Genomic DNA, 15,880 nt, shown 5'->3' with positions numbered 1-15,880 from the left:
CCCACCGCCGCGGCGGACCCGGGCGGCGCGGGCGGGCCCGTCACCGGCGCGGCGGAGCCCGACGGCGGCGAGTCCCGCAGCGCCCGCCGCGCCCGGGAGCGCCGCCGACGCCCGGTCCCGCGACCGGTGCTGATCGTGCCGGTGGTGCTGCTCGTCGGCGTGGCGCTGGTCGTACCGGCCATCCGGCAGGAGGAGACCACGCCGCCCCGGTCGCTGCCCACCACGGGCCCGGCCGACCCGACGCCCTCCCCCACCCCGGCGGCCGTCGCGTCGCCGCCCGCCGCGACGCCCCGGGCCTCCGCCCCGCCTGTCACGCCGCAGCCGACCCCGACCGCGCCGCGGCCCGGTGACCTCATCGAGGCGGCCAACCGGCTCGACGGGCTGATCGGCACCGGCCTCGACGACGGGGGCATCCGCGCGGACGTCGGCCTCGACCTCCGCAACGAGCTGCGCAACCTGACCGCCGCGGCCCGCACCCGCGCGGCCGACCTGGGCGAGCGCATCGACCGGCTCCGCGAGAAAGTCGCGACCCGACGCGGCGAGGGCGCCATCAGCGGCGCGTACGCCCGCCGGCTGGACAGCGCGATCACCGCGCTCGAAACCGCGCGGCTCTGACCGGCGGGTCAGCGGGCCGTCACCCGTTCCCGGACGGCGGGCAGGGCGGCGTCCGCCGTGAAGCGGCGGTACACCTCCTCGTACTCGGCGGCGATCCGTTCCGTCGAGAAGTTCTCCGCCACGTGCGCGACGCAGGCCGCCGGGTCGAGGTCCGTGGCCGCGCGCAACGCCCCGGGCAGCTCGTCCACGTGTTCGCAGATCACGCCGGTCGTCCCGGGGCGGACGAGTTCGGGCACCGCGCCCCGGTCCAGCGCCACCACCGGCGTGCCGGTCGCCATCGCCTCCACCATCACCATGCCGAACGGTTCGTCCCACTGGATCGGCATGATCAGGCAGCGGGCCTCGACCAGCAGCCGCAGCGCCTCCGTCCGGTCCGCGTCGAGCACCACGCGGACGTCCTCACCGAGCATGGGGCGGACGACCTGGTCGTAGTAGCGGTGCTCGGCGGGCTCGTTGCACTTGCCGGCCAGCACCAGCGGCAGCCCGGCCGCCCGGCACGCCCGGATCGCGAGGTCCGGGCCCTTGTCAGGGCTGAACCGGGCCAGCCAGAGCACCGGCCCCCGCCCGGGGGCGGTCTTGTGCGGGATCCCCCCGACGTCCATCGCGTTGTGCACCGTGCCGATCCAGGGCAGCCCCGGGTTGAGCCGGCGCTGCGCGTGCGAGATGGCCACCAGCCCCACCCCCCGGTCGGTCTCGCTGAGCACGTCGCCGTACTCGCCGACGGGGTTGCCGTGCACGGTGGCCACGGTGGGCACGGCCCGGTGGCCGGCGATAAGCGGCCCGATGGTGGTGTGGTCGTGCACGACGTCGAAGTCGGCCGCGCGGACCCGCCGGTTGACCCGGGCCAGGTGGGCCAGCTCCGGCAGCGCCTCGCCGAGGCGTTCGTACTGCAACTCGGGGACGGTGGAGACGAACTCGGCGGCGGTCCCGTGCTCCCGGCCCGCCCCGAAGACGGTCACCGCGTGACCCCGGCCGACGAGGGCGTCCACCAGGCCGGTGGCCACCTGTTCCAGCCCGCCGTAGCCCGGCGGCGGCACCGACAGCCACGGCGGGACCACCATGGCGATCCGCAACGGCCGGCGCGCCGGTCGGTCGGTCGGCAGGTGGTTCACGGCCACGGTCCCTCCCCGGTCGGTAGCTGCTCGTGGTCGGGGCCCGCACCCGCCGTGCCCGGTCCCACGGGGTCGGCCGGGACCGGGCGACGGGTTCCCGGCGGCGGCACCGCCAAACCGGACGGCTGGAACCCTCACCCGCCGACGACGAGCCGGTCCCGCACCGCCCGCACCCCGTCGGCCGACCAGGCCGTACGCTCCGCCTCGTCCCGTTCCCACCACGAGCGGACCACCCCGGCGAGCACGGCGGTGTCGCCGTCCACCTCGACGGTGACCCGTTGCGTGCCGATCCCGCGCCGCATCGCCCGTTGCAGGTCGCGCCGCGTGCGCCCCACGTCCGGGCGGGTGGCGGGCCGCACCCCGACCAGGTTGGTCACCCCGCGGACGCCGCGCAGCCGGCGCAGCTCCCACTCGGCGGTACGCCGCTGCCAACCGAACTCGACCTCGCCGCGGAGCATCACCCAGCCCTTGGACACCGTGACGTCCAACCGCTCGGCGGGGACGAAGCTGTCCCACTCCAGGACCCGCGCCGCCGCGACGGCGATCTCGGCGTCCGTACGCCCCGCCTCGCCGGGCAGCCGCACCTCGACGTCGTCGGCGACCGCCCGCACCCCCCGTACGCGCAGCGCACAGCGCCGGGCCGCCCACTTGCGCGGGTACCCGTCGACCCGACCGGTCAGGGCCACCACGCCGTCGGCGACGCGCACCCCGATCTCGTTCGGCTGCGCCTGGGCGTCCCATGCCAGCTCGTCGAGCACGTCCCGCTGGATCCGCTCGTCGGTCCGGACGGTCGCTGCCGTGGTCATCGCACCCCTCCGTACGCCTCGCCGGGTCCTGCCTGTGGCGACCCTGCCGGCGCGACGGGTGACGGCGGCTCACCCTTACCGGGTGAACCGCCGTCGAGAGGGAGCGACGGGTGACGGAGCCAACCCCCTTGGCCCCGCCACCCGCCGCCGGAGGGAGGAGGAACGTCCTCAGTTACCGGTTCACGACTCGGAGAGCGTCACGGTCGCGGTGGCTTCGGTGCCGTTGCGCTTGTAGGTCACCTCGACCCGGTCGCCGACCTTGCCGGCCTGCACCGCCCCGACCAGGTCGTCCGAGTCGTTGACCACCTTGTCGCCGAACCGGCTGATCACGTCGCCGCGCTGGAGCCCGGCCTTCTCGGCGGCGCTGCCCGGGGTGACGGCGGCGACCAGGGCGCCGCCGCCCTCGGCGGCGGTCACGCTGACCCCGAGCGACGGGTGGCTGACCTTCTCGCTCCGCTGGAGCTTGCCGGCCACGTCCTTGGCCTTGTTGCTGGGGATCGCGAAGCCGACGCCGATGTTGCCGGTACTGCCCTGCCCGGCGGTGGCGATCGCCGTGTTGATGCCGATCACCTCGCCGCGGGTGTTGACCAGGGCGCCGCCGGAGTTGCCCGGGTTGATCGGCGCGTCGGTCTGGAGCAGGCCGGCGATCGAGGTGGCGCCCTGACCCGGCTGCTGCTGCCGCTGCTCGCCGCTGCCCGCCTGGATGGTGCGGTCCCGGGCGCTGAGGATGCCGGCGGTGACCGAACCCTGGAGCCCCAGCGGACTGCCGAGGGCGAGCACCTGATCGCCGACCTGCATGGCGTCGCTGTCGCCGAAGCTGGCGGCCTTCAGGCCGCTGACGCCGTTGGCCTTGACCACCGCCAGGTCGGTCTTCGGGTCGGTGCCGACGATGTTGGCCTGCGCGGTCTTGCCGTCGGCGAAGGTCACCACGACGCTGTCGCCGCTGCCGGAGGCGACCACGTGGTTGTTGGTGAGCACGAAGCCGTCGGCGGTGAGGATCACGCCGGAGCCCTCGCCGTTGTCCGTGGCGATCGAGACAACGCTGGGCTGCACGGCGGCGGCGATGCGCGGCAGGTCGGCGCTGTTGATGACCGGGGCGGCGGAGTAGGTACGGGGCATCCCGTCCCCGCCGTCCACGGCGAGCGCGAGCGCCCCACCCGCGACGCCCGAGCCGAGCATCAGGGCGAAGACCGCAACCCCGGCGCCGGCGAGCTTGGCGATCCGGCCCGGCCGGGGAGCCGGCTGCCCCTGGGCGGGCGCCCAGTGCGGCACCGGCTGCCCGGGGAGGTGCGGCTGCTGACCGTACTGGCCGCCGCCCCAGCCGGGCTGCTGGCCGTACCAGGGCGCGCCGGGGTAGCCGGGCTGGCCGGGCTGGCCGGCGGCGTGCGGGTAGCCGGGCTGGCCGGCGGCGTGCGGGTAGCCGGGCTGGCCGGCGGCGTGCGGCTGGCCCGGCTGGCCGGCGGCCGGGTACTGCGACGCGGCCGGGGCGGGCGCGTAGGGGTCCGGCGGGGTGGAGCCGGCGGGTGCGCCGGCACTCTCCGGCGCGCGGGCCGGCCCGGCGGCGCGGAAGCCGCCGTCGCCGGCGGGCGGACCGCCGACGGCCGGGCCCTGCTGCGGGGTACGGGGGGCCTCGTCGCCCGCCGGGGCGGAGCCGGCGGTGACCGCGGTGACCCGGACGGTGGGGTCGGCCGCGGGGCCGGTGGTGGCGGCCGGGACGCCGCCGGGGAACGGGGCCGAGTCGGACTGCGCGCGCTCGACGCGCGGCAGCTCGGCGGTGGGGTGCGACGGCTCGGCGTCGGTGGGGGCCGGCCGGCGCTGCGGGTCGGACTCGTGCTCGGTCATGCCTCCACCTTGACGCGCCGCACTGCGATCCGCCTGGAACCGACCTGAATGTTGGCTGAAAGTCACTCGCCGTCGTCCTCGGCGTCGGACGCGAGCGGTAGCTGGACCCGGAACGTCGATCCCCCGCCGGGGGTCCCGGTCACCTCGACGCTGCCGTTGTGGGCGCGCACCAGCGCCGCGACGATGGCCAGGCCGAGCCCCGTGCCGGTGTTGCCGCCGGCCCGCCGGGTGCGCGCCGCGTCCACCCGGTAGAAGCGCTCGAAGACCCGTTCCGCCTGCTCGGAGGTGAGACCGGGGCCGGTGTCCGCCACCTCGACCACGGCCAGGTTCCCCGGCTCGGCCCGCAGGCGCAGGGCCACCGAGGCGTCCGGCGGGGTGTGGGTGAGGGCGTTGGTCATCAGGTTGCCGATGATCTGGCGCAGCCGGGCGTCGTCGCCGTAGACCACCAGCGGGCCGGCGCCGGGAGTGACCTCCAGCTCGATCCGGCGCTCCGGCGCCACCACCCGGGCGGCCTCGACCGCCTCGCTGGCCAGCACGGGCAGCTCCACCGGGGCGAGGGAGAGCGGTCGCTCCCGGTCCAGCCGGGCGAGCAGCAGCAGGTCCTCCACCAGCAGCCCCATCCGGGCCGCCTCCTGCTCGATGCGGCGCAGCAGGTCGGCGGTCTGCTCCGGCGCGCTCGCCGCGCCCTGGCGGTAGAGCTCCGCGAAGCCCCGGATGGTGGTCAGCGGCGTACGCAGCTCGTGCGAGGCGTCCGCGACGAACTGCCGCATCCGCTCCTCCGAACGCCGGGCCCGCGCCTCGGAGGCCTGCGCCGCGCCGGCCGCGTCGCGGGCGGCGGCCTCGGCGAACCGGGCGGCGGTCTCCGAGGCGGCCCGCGCGGTGAAGGCGACCTCGATCTGCGTCAGCATCGCGTTCAGCGCCCGGGAGAGCCGGCCCAGCTCCGAGGTCGGGAGGGGTTGGCCCTCCTCCGGGTCCGGCACCCGCCGGGTCAGGTCGCCGCCGGCGATGGCGGCGGCCGTACGCTCGATCTCCACCAGGGGTTTGAGGCTGGTCCGCACGATCGCCGCGCCGATCGAGGCGAGCAGGACCAGCACCGCACCGCCGACCAGCAGGTCTATCCAGACCAACTGCTTCACGGCCCGATCCACCTGGGTGAGCGGTTGACCCACGGCCAGCACCGAGCCGTCCTTCTGGCCCGCGTAGATCACCCGCCAGCGGGTGTGCCCGTCCCGCGACAGGACGGTGCGGGGCTCGCCCACCCGCGCCGCGAATCCGCTCCAGTCCGTGGGAAAGTCGGGCAGTTGCTCGGGGTCGAGGCTGAGGTCGTCGTAGACCGGCCGGTACACCTGCTGCTCGTCGGCGATCGACACGACGTAGCTGCTGGGCAGCATCGCCTGGATCTGGCGGCTGCGCAGCCCGGGAAGCACCTGCCCGAGGCCCTGGCTGGCCGACCTGATCTGGCCGTCCACCTGGCCGACCAGGTAGTCGCGGAGGAAGAAGGCGGTCAGCGAGCTGATCACCAGCAGCGCGGCGGCGACCAGGGCCAGCACCGAGGCGACCAGCTTGACCCGCAGCGGGACGCCGCGCAGCCGCGCCTTTCCCTGGTCGAGCGGGTTCACGCCGCCGGCTTGCGCAGCACGTAGCCGACGCCCCGCAGGGTGTGGATCAGCCGGGGCTGGGTGTTGTCCACCTTGCGGCGCAGGTAGGAGATGTAGGACTCGACGATGTTGTCGTCGCCCCGGAAGTCGTAGTTCCACACGTGGTCGAGGATCTGCGCCTTGGAGAGCACCCGGTTGGCGTTCAGCATCAGGTAGCGCAGCAGCTTGAACTCGGTCGGCGAGAGCTGCACCCGCTGCCCGGCGCGGTGGACCTCGTGGGTCTCCTCGTCAAGTTCGAGGTCGGCGAAGGTGAGCCGGGAGGGCGCCTGCTCGCCGCTGCTGGTGCGCCGCAGCACCGCCCGGATCCGCGCGGTCAGCTCCTCCAGGCTGAACGGCTTGGTGACGTAGTCGTCGCCGCCCAGGGTGAGCCCGCGGATCTTGTCATCGGTCGCGTCCCGGGCGGTGAGGAAGACCACCGGCGTACGGGTGCCGCCCTCACGCAGCATCCGGATGACCTCGAAGCCGTCCAGGTCGGGCAGCATCACGTCGAGCACCACCAGGTCGGGGCGGTGGTCCTTGGCCGCGTGCAGGGCGGCACTGCCGCTCGTCGCGGTGGCCACGTCGAAACCCGCGAAGCGCAGGCTCGCGGAGAGCAGTTCGAGGATGTTGGGATCGTCCTCGACGACGAGCAGTCGCGCCTCGGTCTGGGTAGCGGCCATGCCGCCCATCATCCGTGCTCTCGCTGCGTCCGCGCTGGACAGCGGCTGGAAAAACCCTGTGAGGCGACTGCCGGGCTCAGCGCAACAACCGACGCAGCCCGTCCAGCGCGCCGTCGAGCAGCCGGATCGCGGTACGCAGCTGCGAGTCGCTGAGCCCGCGGGCCCGCACCAGGGCGCCCACCTCGACGGCGAAGGCGGCCAGCCGCTGGTCGAACTCGTCGAGCGCCGTCGCCCCTGCCGCGGCCGACGACGGCCCGTTCGCGGAGGACGGTCCGGGGGCGGGTGCCGGTCCGGGGGCGGGCCCCGGCCCCCACGCGGGAGAGGGTGACGGGCCGGGGGCGGGCGCGGGGGTCGGACCGAAGCCGGGGGGCGCCCAGCGGGTGCGGCGGGTCTGCCGGGCGGCGTCGCGCAACTCCCGTTTGAGGTCGCGGACCGAGCCGCGTACCTCGTTCTGGATCTCCCCGGCCAGGGCGGACAGGTCCTCCACCGAGGCGGCGATGTCCGACTCCAGGGCGGTCAGCTCGCCGGCCCGCTGCCGCAGCTCGGCCCGGCCCGCCCCGGTGATCTCGTAGACCTTGCGACCGCCCGCGGCGGTGTGGGTGACCAGGCCGTCGGCCTCCAGCCGCTGCAAGCGGGGGTAGATGGTGCCGGCGCTGGGCGCGTAGAGGCCGAGGAAGCGCTCCTCCAGCAGGCGGATCAGCTCGTAGCCGTGCTTCGGGCCGTCGTCGAGGAGCCGGAGCAGGTAGAGCCGGAGCCGCCCGTGGCTGAACACGGCGGTCACGGCAGCTCCTCCTCGTCGTCGCCCACCGGGCGGGCCAGCAGCGCGATGCTGCCCGATGTGGCGGACGCGGTGAGCTTACCTTCGCCCGTGCCGAGCACGCCCTCGCTGTCCAGCACGGCCCCCGGCTCGGCACTGCCCCGCACCTGGGGGAAGCCGCTGGTGATCCGGCCCGACGTGGTGTGCAGGCGGACGGCCAGGTCGCTGTCCGCGCGGACCCGGACGGTGATGCCGCCGGAGATGGTGCTGAGCCGGATGTCGCTGCGCCGGGGATTGTCGAGATCGCAGGTGATCGCTCCCGAGACGGTGTGGGCACGGACCTGGGCGGCCGCGCTCTCGGCGATGATCACCTCACCCGAGACCGTCTCCAGGTCGAGCTCGCCGGCCACGCCCAGCGCCTCGACCGGGCCCGACATGATCTTGGCCGACGTCCGGCCGCGCAGCCCCATCAGGGCGATCTGGCCGGACGTCACCTCCATCCGGGACCGGCCCCGCAGGCCCGAGGCGACCAGCGAGCCCTGCACCAGTTCCAGGTCGGCCAGCACGTCGGCGGGGACCGCCACGGAGACGTCGACGCGGGGCAGCCGGGACAGCGGGCCCAGCGAGAGGACGACCCCCCAGAGCCGCCGGCGCCGCCGCTGGCGCACCGTGAGCCGGCCGTCGTGGTGGGTGAGCAGGACCGGCCGGTCGCCGACCCGGGTGATGTCGACCCGGGCCGGGCCGTCGGTCGCCACCACGTTGAGGCGACCGCCGAGCAGGCTCACGTCCAGGTGGCTGACCGTCCCGTCCAGCGTGATCCGCTGCGGGGCGTGCACGGTCCGGTCGGTCATCGCTCCTCCCTCCACGGCGGGCCGCGTCGTCGGCGCGCCGGATGCGAGGACACTAACGCGATACATCGCGATACGACAAGCGTGGCGTGGGCCCTCCCGTCCCGGGAACCGGCGCTCGGCTCAGCGGCTGACGCGCAGGTCCCGGGCGAGATGCGCGCGCCGGAACCCCACCGCGGCGAGGCGCCGCAGGTCCGCCCGGTTGTCGTGCATCAGCTGGACGTGGAAGTAGTTGACGTACTCGAGGGCGGCGAAGAGGCCGAAGGCCAGCCCCGGGTACGACCGCGCGCCGGGCGCCCGCACGGCGGCCACGGCACACGCGGTGACCACCGCGGCCAGGAGGACCGGCAGGGCGACGCGCGCGGTGGCGAAGTGACGCCGGCCGGGCAGGCGCGGCTCCCCCCGGCGCAGTTGCCGCAGCTTGAGCGCCCAGTAGGCAGCGCCCACCGCGAGCAGGCCCGCGACGGCCCCGAAGCCGGCGAGGTTCACCGCCGTCGGCGGCACGCCCAGCACCGCGAACCACAGCCACGCCTGGAGGGGGACGTTCAGCAGTTCCCACCCGGCGAGGGAGCGGAGCCGACGCCGCGCCGCCTCGCGGGTCGGGCCGGCCGACGGAGAGTTCCTGGGCACGGCCCCCACAGTGGCACAGCAGCGCGGGGACACCGGCGCGCCCGCTGGCGGGCCGCCCCGCAACGACGCCCCGGACGCCGGGCGCGAGGAGCGCCGACGGACAGGCGAACGGCCCGTGCCGGCGCCGGTCCGGCGGCGTGCGAGGCTGCCGGGGCGTGCCGGCGGCGGGCCGGGCGTCGTCGCCGGAGGTGTCTGATGATCATCGAGTCGCGCTTCAACGGGCCGCCCGGCTCGGGCAACGGCGGCTGGAGCGCCGGGGTCTTCGCCGCCGGGTCCGGCGAGCCGGGGCCGGTCGAGGTGACGCTGCGTCGCCCGCCCCCGCTGGAGACCCCGCTCACTGTCGTCGACGGGGAGATCCGCGACCCGGACGGGCTGGTCGTCGCCCAGGTCCGCCCCACGGGGGACCCCCGGGCGGTGGTCCCCCCGGTCGACCTGGCGCGGGCCCGGGCCGCCTCGGCGGCGTACCCCGGGCTGGTCGACCACCCCTTCCCGGGCTGCTACGTCTGCGGCCCGGAGCGCGCCGACGGGCTGCGGATCTTTCCCGGGCGGCTGCCGGACGGCCGCACCGCCGCGCCGTTCCGCGCGCCCGGTTCCGTCACCGTCGCCACGGCCTGGGCCGCGCTGGACTGCCCCGGCGGCTGGGCGGTGATCGCCCCCGGGCGGCCGTACGTCCTCGGCCGGATCGCGGCGGTCGTGGCGGCGCTGCCAAAGCCGGGCGACGAGTGCGTGGTGACCGGCGTGGCGGTCGGCGGCGAGGGCCGCAAGGCCCTCGCGCACACCAGCCTGTACGCCCCCGACGGAACCCTCCTGGCCTGGGCCCGGGCAACCTGGATCGCGCTGCCGGATCCCGCCCGATAATCGTCCCTGGGGATGAGGGCCTCCTGCCTGAGGCGGAGGTCGATCTAGGAAGCGCGCCTGATTGACCTGGTTGCGCCCGCCCGCCACGCTGTGTCACGGCGTACCCCGACGCCACCGCACGAAGGAGAGCAATGACTGACGGGCAGAGAAGCCCCACCGGTGACGGTCAGATCGTGGTGTCCGGCCTGACGAAGCAGTACAAGAACGTCCGGGCCGTCAACGACCTGTCGTTCACCGTCGAACCGGGGCGGGTGACCGGCTTCCTCGGCCCCAACGGCGCCGGCAAGACCACCACGCTGCGGATGCTGCTGAACCTCGTCACGCCGACCAGCGGGACCGCGACGATCGGCGGTCGGCGGTACGCCGACCTGACCGACCCGCTGCGCCACGTCGGCGCCGTGCTGGAGGCGTCCAGCGCGCACAAGGGCCGCACCGGCATCAACCACCTGCGGGTCATCGCCGCGGCGGCCGGGCTGCCGAAGCAGCGGGCCGACGAGGCGCTGGCGCAGGTCGGCCTCACCCCGGCGGCGAAGCGCAAGTTCAAGGGCTACTCGCTCGGCATGAAGCAGCGGCTCGGCATCGCCGCCGGGATGCTCGGCGACCCCCGGGTGCTGATCCTCGACGAGCCCGCCAACGGGCTCGACCCGGAGGGCATCCGGTGGATGCGCGGGTTCCTCAAGAACCTCGCGCACGAGGGCCGCACGGTGCTGGTCAGCAGCCACCTGCTGTCGGAGATGCAGCTGCTCGCCGACGACGTCGTGATCATCGCCGCCGGGCAGCTGGTCCGGCAGGGCACGGTCGAGCAGGTGATGGGCTCGATGGCGCAGGGCGTCCGGGTCCGGGTCCGCACCCCGCAGGCCGACGCGCTGACCGCCGCCCTCAAGGAGGGTCCGGCCACCGTCGACGTCGACGAGCACGGCGTCCTGCTGGTGGGCGGGGTGGACGCCCCGACCGTGGGGCGGGTCGCCCTGACGGCGGGCGTCGAACTGCACGAACTGACCACGGAACGGCCCGACCTGGAACGGGTCTTCCTGGAGCTGACGGCCGGAAAGGCGGGCATCCGATGAACCTCGTCCGATCCGAGCTGCTCAAGATCCGCACCACCAGCACGTGGCTGTGGCTGGCCATCGCCGCGTTCCTGTCGATCGCGCTGGCCTTCGCGTTCAACGCCTGGGTCGCCAACGAGGCGTTGAGCGGCAACGCCGAGGAGCTGGGCGTCACCGGCGACCAGGCGTCACCGGCGGCGCAGGCGGCGAACCTCTACACCTCGGGGCAGTACCTGGGCCTGATGTTCGTGATGCTCATCGGCATCCTGATGGTCACCAACGAGTTCTTCCACCAGACGGCGACCACGACGTTCCTCGCCACGCCGCGGCGCACGTCGGTGATCCTCAGCAAGCTGGTCGCCGCCAGCCTGCTGGGCATCGGCTTCTGGCTGGTGACCACGCTGATCGACCTGGTCGCCGGAGCGGTGTTCCTGTCGGCCAACGGCCACGGCGCCCTGCTCGGCGAGTGGGCCGTGCAGCGGGCGCTGCTGCTCAACCTGCTGGCGTACGCGATCTGGACGGTCCTGGGCATCGGCATCGGCACGCTGATCACCAACCAGCTCGGCGCGGTGATCACCGCCGCGGTGCTCTACCTGGTCGGCACGCAGGTGGTGGGGCTGCTGTTCATGTTGCTCTCGAACCTGCTCGACAGCGAGGCCGTGGTCAAGTGGCAGGTGATCTGGCCAGCCATCGCCTCAACCGTCATGGTCAGTGAGGGTCAGACGGACTTCACCCCCGCGTGGTGGGTCGGCGCGCTCGTGCTGATCGGCTACGCGGTGGTGAGCGGGGTCGTCGGCGTCCTCATCACCCGGCGGCGCGACATCTCCTGACGGGTACGGGCGACGACGGGCGGGGATGGTGCCGGGCACCATCCCCGCCCCGCGGTCACCGGGGCCCGCCCACACACGCCGGCCCTAGCAGCAGCCGGCGGAACGCGCAGCCTTTGCCGAAGTTCTTGCATCTTCTGTGAAACGGGCCACGCGTCGGAGGCGGAAATGCCTGCGGCATCCTTACGGCGTAGCCTGGGAGCCGTCTCGTGCGCGCTCGCAGCAGGGCGACACCGGACACCGCGTGACACACAAACCCGCGTGAAAGAGGCGATTACCGGCCGTGTCGACCCAGCAGACTTCGCAGGAGAACCCACTGGCGGGTTTCGGTCCGAACGAGTGGATCGTCGAGGAGATGTACCAGCGCTACCTCGCCGACCCCACCAGCGTCGATTCGGCCTGGCACGACTTCTTCGCCGACTACCGGCCGGCGCCGGGCGCCGGCACGCCGCGTGCGGCCGAGCCGGCCCCGAAGCCGGCCGCCGCGCCGGAGCCCGCCGGCCAGCAGGAGGCGGCCGCCGAGGTCGCGCAGCCCGCGCAGAAGAAGCCGGCGGAGAAGAAGCCCGAGTCCAAGTCGGAGCGGCCCGCCGCCAAGCCCGCCGCCAAGGCGGCCCCGGACAAGCCGGCGCCCGCGAAGGCGGCTCCCGCGAAGGCGGCTCCCGCCAAGCCGGCGGCCGCCAAGCCGACCCCCACCGGCCCGCAGACCACCCCGCTGCGCGGCGTGGCGGCGAAGATCGTCCAGAACATGGACGCCTCGCTCGCCGTGCCGACCGCCACCAGTGTGCGCGCCGTCCCGGCCAAGCTGCTGGTCGACAACCGCATCGTGATCAACAACCACCTCACCCGCGGGCGTGGCGGCAAGGTCAGCTTCACCCACCTCATCGGCTACGCGATGGTCCGCGCGCTGGTCGCCCACCCGGAGATGAACAACTCCTTCGCCGAGGTCGACGGCAAGCCGACCATGGTCCGGCCGGAGCACGTCAATCTGGGCATCGCGATCGACCTGGTCAAGCCGGACGGCAGCCGCAACCTGGTGGTGCCCTCCATCAAGGCCTGTGAGCAGATGGACTTCCGGCAGTTCTGGCAGGCGTACGAGGACGTGGTCCGGCGCGCCCGCCGCAACGAGCTGACCATGGACGACTACTCCGGCACCACGATCTCGCTGACCAACCCCGGCGGCATCGGCACCGTGCACTCGATGCCGCGCCTCATGCAGGGGCAGAGCGCCATCATCGGCGTCGGCGCGATGGAGTACCCGGCCCCCTACCAGGGCATGTCCGAGGCCACCCTGGCCGAGCTGGCCGTCAGCAAGGTCATCACCCTGACCAGCACGTACGACCACCGGATCATCCAGGGCGCCCAGTCCGGCGAGTTCCTCAAGGTCATGCACGAGCTGCTGCTCGGCGAGCACGGCTTCTACGACCAGCTCTTCACCTCGCTGCGCATCCCGTACGAGCCGGTGCGCTGGATGCGCGACGTCGCGGTCAACAACGAGGGTCAGATCAACAAGACCGCCCGGGTGCACGAGCTGATCCACGCCTACCGCGTGCGCGGCCACCTGATGGCCGACACCGACCCGCTCGAGTTCAAGATCCGCAAGCACCCCGACCTGGACGTGCTCCAGCACGGGCTGACCCTCTGGGACCTTGACCGGGAGTTCCCGGTCAACGGCTTCGCCGGCAAGCAGCGGATGAAGCTGCGCGACATCCTCGGCGTGCTGCGCGACTCGTACTGCCGCCGGGTCGGCATCGAGTACATGCACATCCAGGACCCGGAGGAGCGGCGCTGGATCCAGGAGCGGATCGAGCGCAAGTACGAGAAGCCGTCGGCCGACGAGCAGAAGCACGTGCTCAACCGGCTCAACGCCGCCGAGGCGTTCGAGACCTTCCTGCAGACCAAGTACGTCGGGCAGAAGCGCTTCTCGCTGGAGGGCGGCGAATCGCTGATCCCGCTGCTCGGCGAGGTGCTGGAGGCCTCCGCCGAGAACGGGCTCGACGAGGTCGTCATCGGGATGGCCCACCGCGGCCGGCTCAACGTGCTGGCCAACATCGTCGGCAAGCCGTACGAGAAGATCTTCTCGGAGTTCGAGGGGCACCTGGACCCGCGCTCCACGCAGGGCTCCGGCGACGTGAAGTACCACCTGGGCCAGAACGGCAAGTTCACCACGCCCGACGGCGGAAACTCGGTCAAGGTCTCCGTGGTGGCGAACCCGTCGCACCTGGAGGCCGTCGACCCGGTGCTGGAGGGCATCGTCCGGGCCAAGCAGGACCGGATCGACCTCAAGCTCGAGGGCTACACCGTGCTGCCGCTGGCGGTGCACGGTGACGCCGCCTTCGCCGGCCAGGGCGTGGTCGCCGAGACGCTCAACCTCTCCCAGCTGCGTGGCTACCGCACCGGCGGCACCGTCCACGTCGTGGTCAACAACCAGGTGGGCTTCACCACCGCCCCGGAGTACAGCCGCTCCAGCCTCTACAGCACCGACGTCGCCCGGATGATCCAGGCGCCGATCTTCCACGTCAACGGCGACGACCCCGAGGCCGTGGTCCGGGTCGCCCGGCTGGCCTTCGAGTACCGGCAGACGTTCAACAAGGACGTCGTGATCGACATGGTCTGCTACCGCCGGCGCGGGCACAACGAGGGCGACGACCCGTCGATGTCCAACCCGCAGATGTACAAGATCATCGACTCGAAGCGCTCGGTCCGGAAGCTCTACACCGAGGAGCTGATCGGGCGCGGGGACATCACCGTGGAGGACGCGGAGGAGCTGCTCCGCGACTACCAGGCCCAGCTGGAGCGGGTCTTCAAGGCCACCCGCGACGCGGCCACCACGCCGCGGCAGCTCAGCCGCCCCAGGCGGGAGGACGAGCCGGAGCCGCAGGTGGAGACCGCCACCGAGGCCGCCGTCGTCAAGGCCGTGGGCGACGCGCACGTCAACCTGCCGGAGGGCTTCACCCCGCACAAGCGGATCCAGCAGCTGCTCGACCGGCGGGCCAAGATGTCCGTCGAGGGCAACATCGACTGGGGCTTCGGCGAGATCATCGCCTTCGGCTCGCTGCTGCACGACGGGGTCACCGTCCGGCTCGCCGGTCAGGACTCCCGCCGGGGCACCTTCGTGCAGCGGCACGCCTCGGTGGTCGACGCCCAGACCGGCCGGGACCACCTGCCGTTGCAGTCGCTGACCGCCGACGGCGAGCGCTCCCGGTTCTTCGTGCACGACTCGCTACTCAGCGAGTACGCGGCGATGGGCTTCGAGTACGGCTACTCGGTGGAGAACATCGACGCGCTGGTCTGCTGGGAGGCGCAGTTCGGCGACTTCGTCAACGGCGCCCAGTCGGTGATCGACGAGTTCATCTCCTCCGGCGAGGTGAAGTGGGGCCAGCGCTCCGCGGTCACCCTGCTGCTGCCGCACGGCCACGAGGGCCAGGGCCCGGACCACACCTCCGGCCGCCCGGAGCGGTTCCTGCAGATGTGCGCCGAGGACAACATGCGGGTGTCCATCCCGACCACCCCGGCGAACTACTTCCACCTGCTGCGCCGCCAGGCGCTCTCGCCGAAGCGCAAGCCGCTGGTGGTGTTCACGCCGAAGTCGCTGCTGCGGCACAAGCTCTGCGTCTCCCCGGTCGAGGACTTCACCACCGGCACCTTCCAGCCGGTCCTGCGCGACTCGGGCGCCCCGGCGCCGGAGTCGGTGAAGCGGGTGCTGCTCTGCTCGGGCAAGGTCTACTACGACCTGTTCCAGGCCCGCAAGGATCGCGGCGTCACCGACACCGCGATCATCCGGATCGAACAGCTCTACCCGATGCCGGCCGAGGAGATCCGGGCGGCCCTGGCGGAGTACCCGAACGCCGAGGACTTCGCCTGGGTGCAGGAGGAGCCGGCCAACCAGGGCGCCTGGTCGTTCGTCGCGCTCAACCTGCTGGAGCACCTGGCGGACGTCCGGCTGCGCCGGATCTCCCGCCCGGCCGCGGCCGCCCCGGCCGTCGGCTCCGCGAAGATGCACGAGGTCGAGCAGCAGGCGCTGATCGAGGCGGCCCTGCCCCGCCCGTGACCTGACGTACCGCCGAGCGCACCCGGGGCAGAGCCCGTCGACCCTGACGGCTCTGCCCCGCTCGCCGTCCCGCCTCCCCCGCCGACGGGTCGGGCCGGCACCGGGGGCGGCAGCGCCGGGCGGGGCCGGCAGCGGCGGTGGGCGGGCCCGAGGGCACCGCACGGCACAGGACGA

The 15,880-nt window shown here is 73.7% G+C and carries 12 protein-coding genes and 1 pseudogene; 5 read left to right on the top strand and 8 right to left on the bottom strand.

The window, feature by feature from the left end; genetic code table 11:
* A pseudogene (locus V6V16_RS13890) lies at positions 1-615 on the top strand (serine/threonine-protein kinase); the annotation flags it as partial.
* Between the two features lie 8 nt (positions 616-623).
* On the opposite strand, the gene V6V16_RS13885 reads toward V6V16_RS13890, so the two are convergent.
* The 8 genes from V6V16_RS13885 to V6V16_RS13850 form a co-directional block, all read right to left on the bottom strand.
* The gene (locus tag V6V16_RS13885) at positions 624-1,676 is read right to left on the bottom strand and encodes a glycosyltransferase family 4 protein (RefSeq protein WP_334562428.1); all 1,053 of its coding nucleotides are present in this window, start codon (positions 1,674-1,676) and stop codon (positions 624-626) included.
* A 185-nt stretch (positions 1,677-1,861) separates the two neighbouring features.
* Complete coding sequence (locus V6V16_RS13880) at positions 1,862-2,533, bottom strand: BON domain-containing protein (protein WP_334562422.1); 672 nt, start codon at positions 2,531-2,533, stop codon at positions 1,862-1,864.
* A gap of 180 nt (positions 2,534-2,713) precedes the next feature.
* Positions 2,714-4,375 carry a trypsin-like peptidase domain-containing protein gene (locus V6V16_RS13875; protein WP_334562421.1) on the bottom strand — a complete coding sequence of 554 codons (1,662 nt, stop codon included), beginning with the start codon at positions 4,373-4,375 and terminating at the stop codon, positions 2,714-2,716.
* A 62-nt stretch (positions 4,376-4,437) separates the two neighbouring features.
* Complete coding sequence (locus tag V6V16_RS13870) at positions 4,438-5,994, bottom strand: sensor histidine kinase (RefSeq protein WP_334562420.1); 1,557 nt, start codon at positions 5,992-5,994, stop codon at positions 4,438-4,440.
* Positions 5,991-6,692, bottom strand: a complete 702-nt coding sequence (locus V6V16_RS13865) for a response regulator transcription factor (RefSeq protein WP_334562419.1) — start codon at positions 6,690-6,692, stop codon at positions 5,991-5,993. Before V6V16_RS13865 ends, V6V16_RS13870 begins: the two co-directional genes overlap by 4 nt.
* Before the next feature lie 76 nt (positions 6,693-6,768).
* A complete protein-coding gene (locus V6V16_RS13860; RefSeq protein WP_334562418.1) occupies positions 6,769-7,473 on the bottom strand; it encodes a PadR family transcriptional regulator in 705 nt (234 codons plus the stop codon).
* A complete protein-coding gene (locus tag V6V16_RS13855) occupies positions 7,470-8,300 on the bottom strand; it encodes a DUF4097 family beta strand repeat-containing protein (protein WP_334562417.1) in 831 nt (276 codons plus the stop codon). The genes V6V16_RS13860 and V6V16_RS13855 overlap by 4 nt, the downstream gene beginning before the upstream one ends.
* A 120-nt stretch (positions 8,301-8,420) precedes the next feature.
* The gene (locus V6V16_RS13850) at positions 8,421-8,927 is read right to left on the bottom strand and encodes a hypothetical protein (RefSeq protein WP_334562416.1); all 507 of its coding nucleotides are present in this window, start codon (positions 8,925-8,927) and stop codon (positions 8,421-8,423) included.
* A 195-nt stretch (positions 8,928-9,122) separates the two neighbouring features.
* On the opposite strand from V6V16_RS13850, the gene V6V16_RS13845 reads away from it, so the two are divergent.
* The 4 genes from V6V16_RS13845 (at position 9,123) to V6V16_RS13830 (ending at position 15,706) form a co-directional block, all read left to right on the top strand.
* Positions 9,123-9,785: a hypothetical protein gene (locus V6V16_RS13845; protein ID WP_334562415.1), complete on the top strand. Its 663-nt coding sequence runs from the start codon at positions 9,123-9,125 to the stop codon at positions 9,783-9,785.
* Between the two features lie 131 nt (positions 9,786-9,916).
* Positions 9,917-10,852: an ABC transporter ATP-binding protein gene (locus tag V6V16_RS13840; protein ID WP_334562414.1), complete on the top strand. Its 936-nt coding sequence runs from the start codon at positions 9,917-9,919 to the stop codon at positions 10,850-10,852.
* Entirely contained in the window at positions 10,849-11,661 is an 813-nt protein-coding gene (locus tag V6V16_RS13835) for an ABC transporter permease (protein ID WP_334562413.1), read from the top strand. Before V6V16_RS13840 ends, V6V16_RS13835 begins: the two co-directional genes overlap by 4 nt.
* Before the next feature lie 280 nt (positions 11,662-11,941).
* A complete protein-coding gene (locus tag V6V16_RS13830; protein ID WP_334562412.1) occupies positions 11,942-15,706 on the top strand; it encodes a multifunctional oxoglutarate decarboxylase/oxoglutarate dehydrogenase thiamine pyrophosphate-binding subunit/dihydrolipoyllysine-residue succinyltransferase subunit in 3,765 nt (1,254 codons plus the stop codon).
* The last annotated feature ends 174 nt before the right edge of the window (positions 15,707-15,880 follow it).

The sequence above is a fragment of the Micromonospora sp. CPCC 205561 genome (genome assembly GCF_036906775.1).
Classification (GTDB): Bacteria; Actinomycetota; Actinomycetes; order Mycobacteriales; family Micromonosporaceae; genus Micromonospora.
This window is presented reverse-complemented; position numbering and strand designations above follow the sequence as displayed.

What these genes read in the sequence shown, in the direction of transcription:
- V6V16_RS13885 (WP_334562428.1), bottom strand. Translation starts at nt 1,676, where the DNA reads ATGGTGGTCCCGCCGTGGCTGTCGGTGCCGCCGCCGGGCTACGGCGGG.
- V6V16_RS13835 (WP_334562413.1), top strand. Translation starts at nt 10,849, where the DNA reads ATGAACCTCGTCCGATCCGAGCTGCTCAAGATCCGCACCACCAGCACG.
- V6V16_RS13865 (WP_334562419.1), bottom strand. Translation starts at nt 6,692, where the DNA reads ATGGCCGCTACCCAGACCGAGGCGCGACTGCTCGTCGTCGAGGACGAT.
- V6V16_RS13845 (WP_334562415.1), top strand. Translation starts at nt 9,123, where the DNA reads ATGATCATCGAGTCGCGCTTCAACGGGCCGCCCGGCTCGGGCAACGGC.
- V6V16_RS13880 (WP_334562422.1), bottom strand. Translation starts at nt 2,533, where the DNA reads ATGACCACGGCAGCGACCGTCCGGACCGACGAGCGGATCCAGCGGGAC.
- V6V16_RS13855 (WP_334562417.1), bottom strand. Translation starts at nt 8,300, where the DNA reads ATGACCGACCGGACCGTGCACGCCCCGCAGCGGATCACGCTGGACGGG.
- V6V16_RS13875 (WP_334562421.1), bottom strand. Translation starts at nt 4,375, where the DNA reads ATGACCGAGCACGAGTCCGACCCGCAGCGCCGGCCGGCCCCCACCGAC.
- V6V16_RS13840 (WP_334562414.1), top strand. Translation starts at nt 9,917, where the DNA reads ATGACTGACGGGCAGAGAAGCCCCACCGGTGACGGTCAGATCGTGGTG.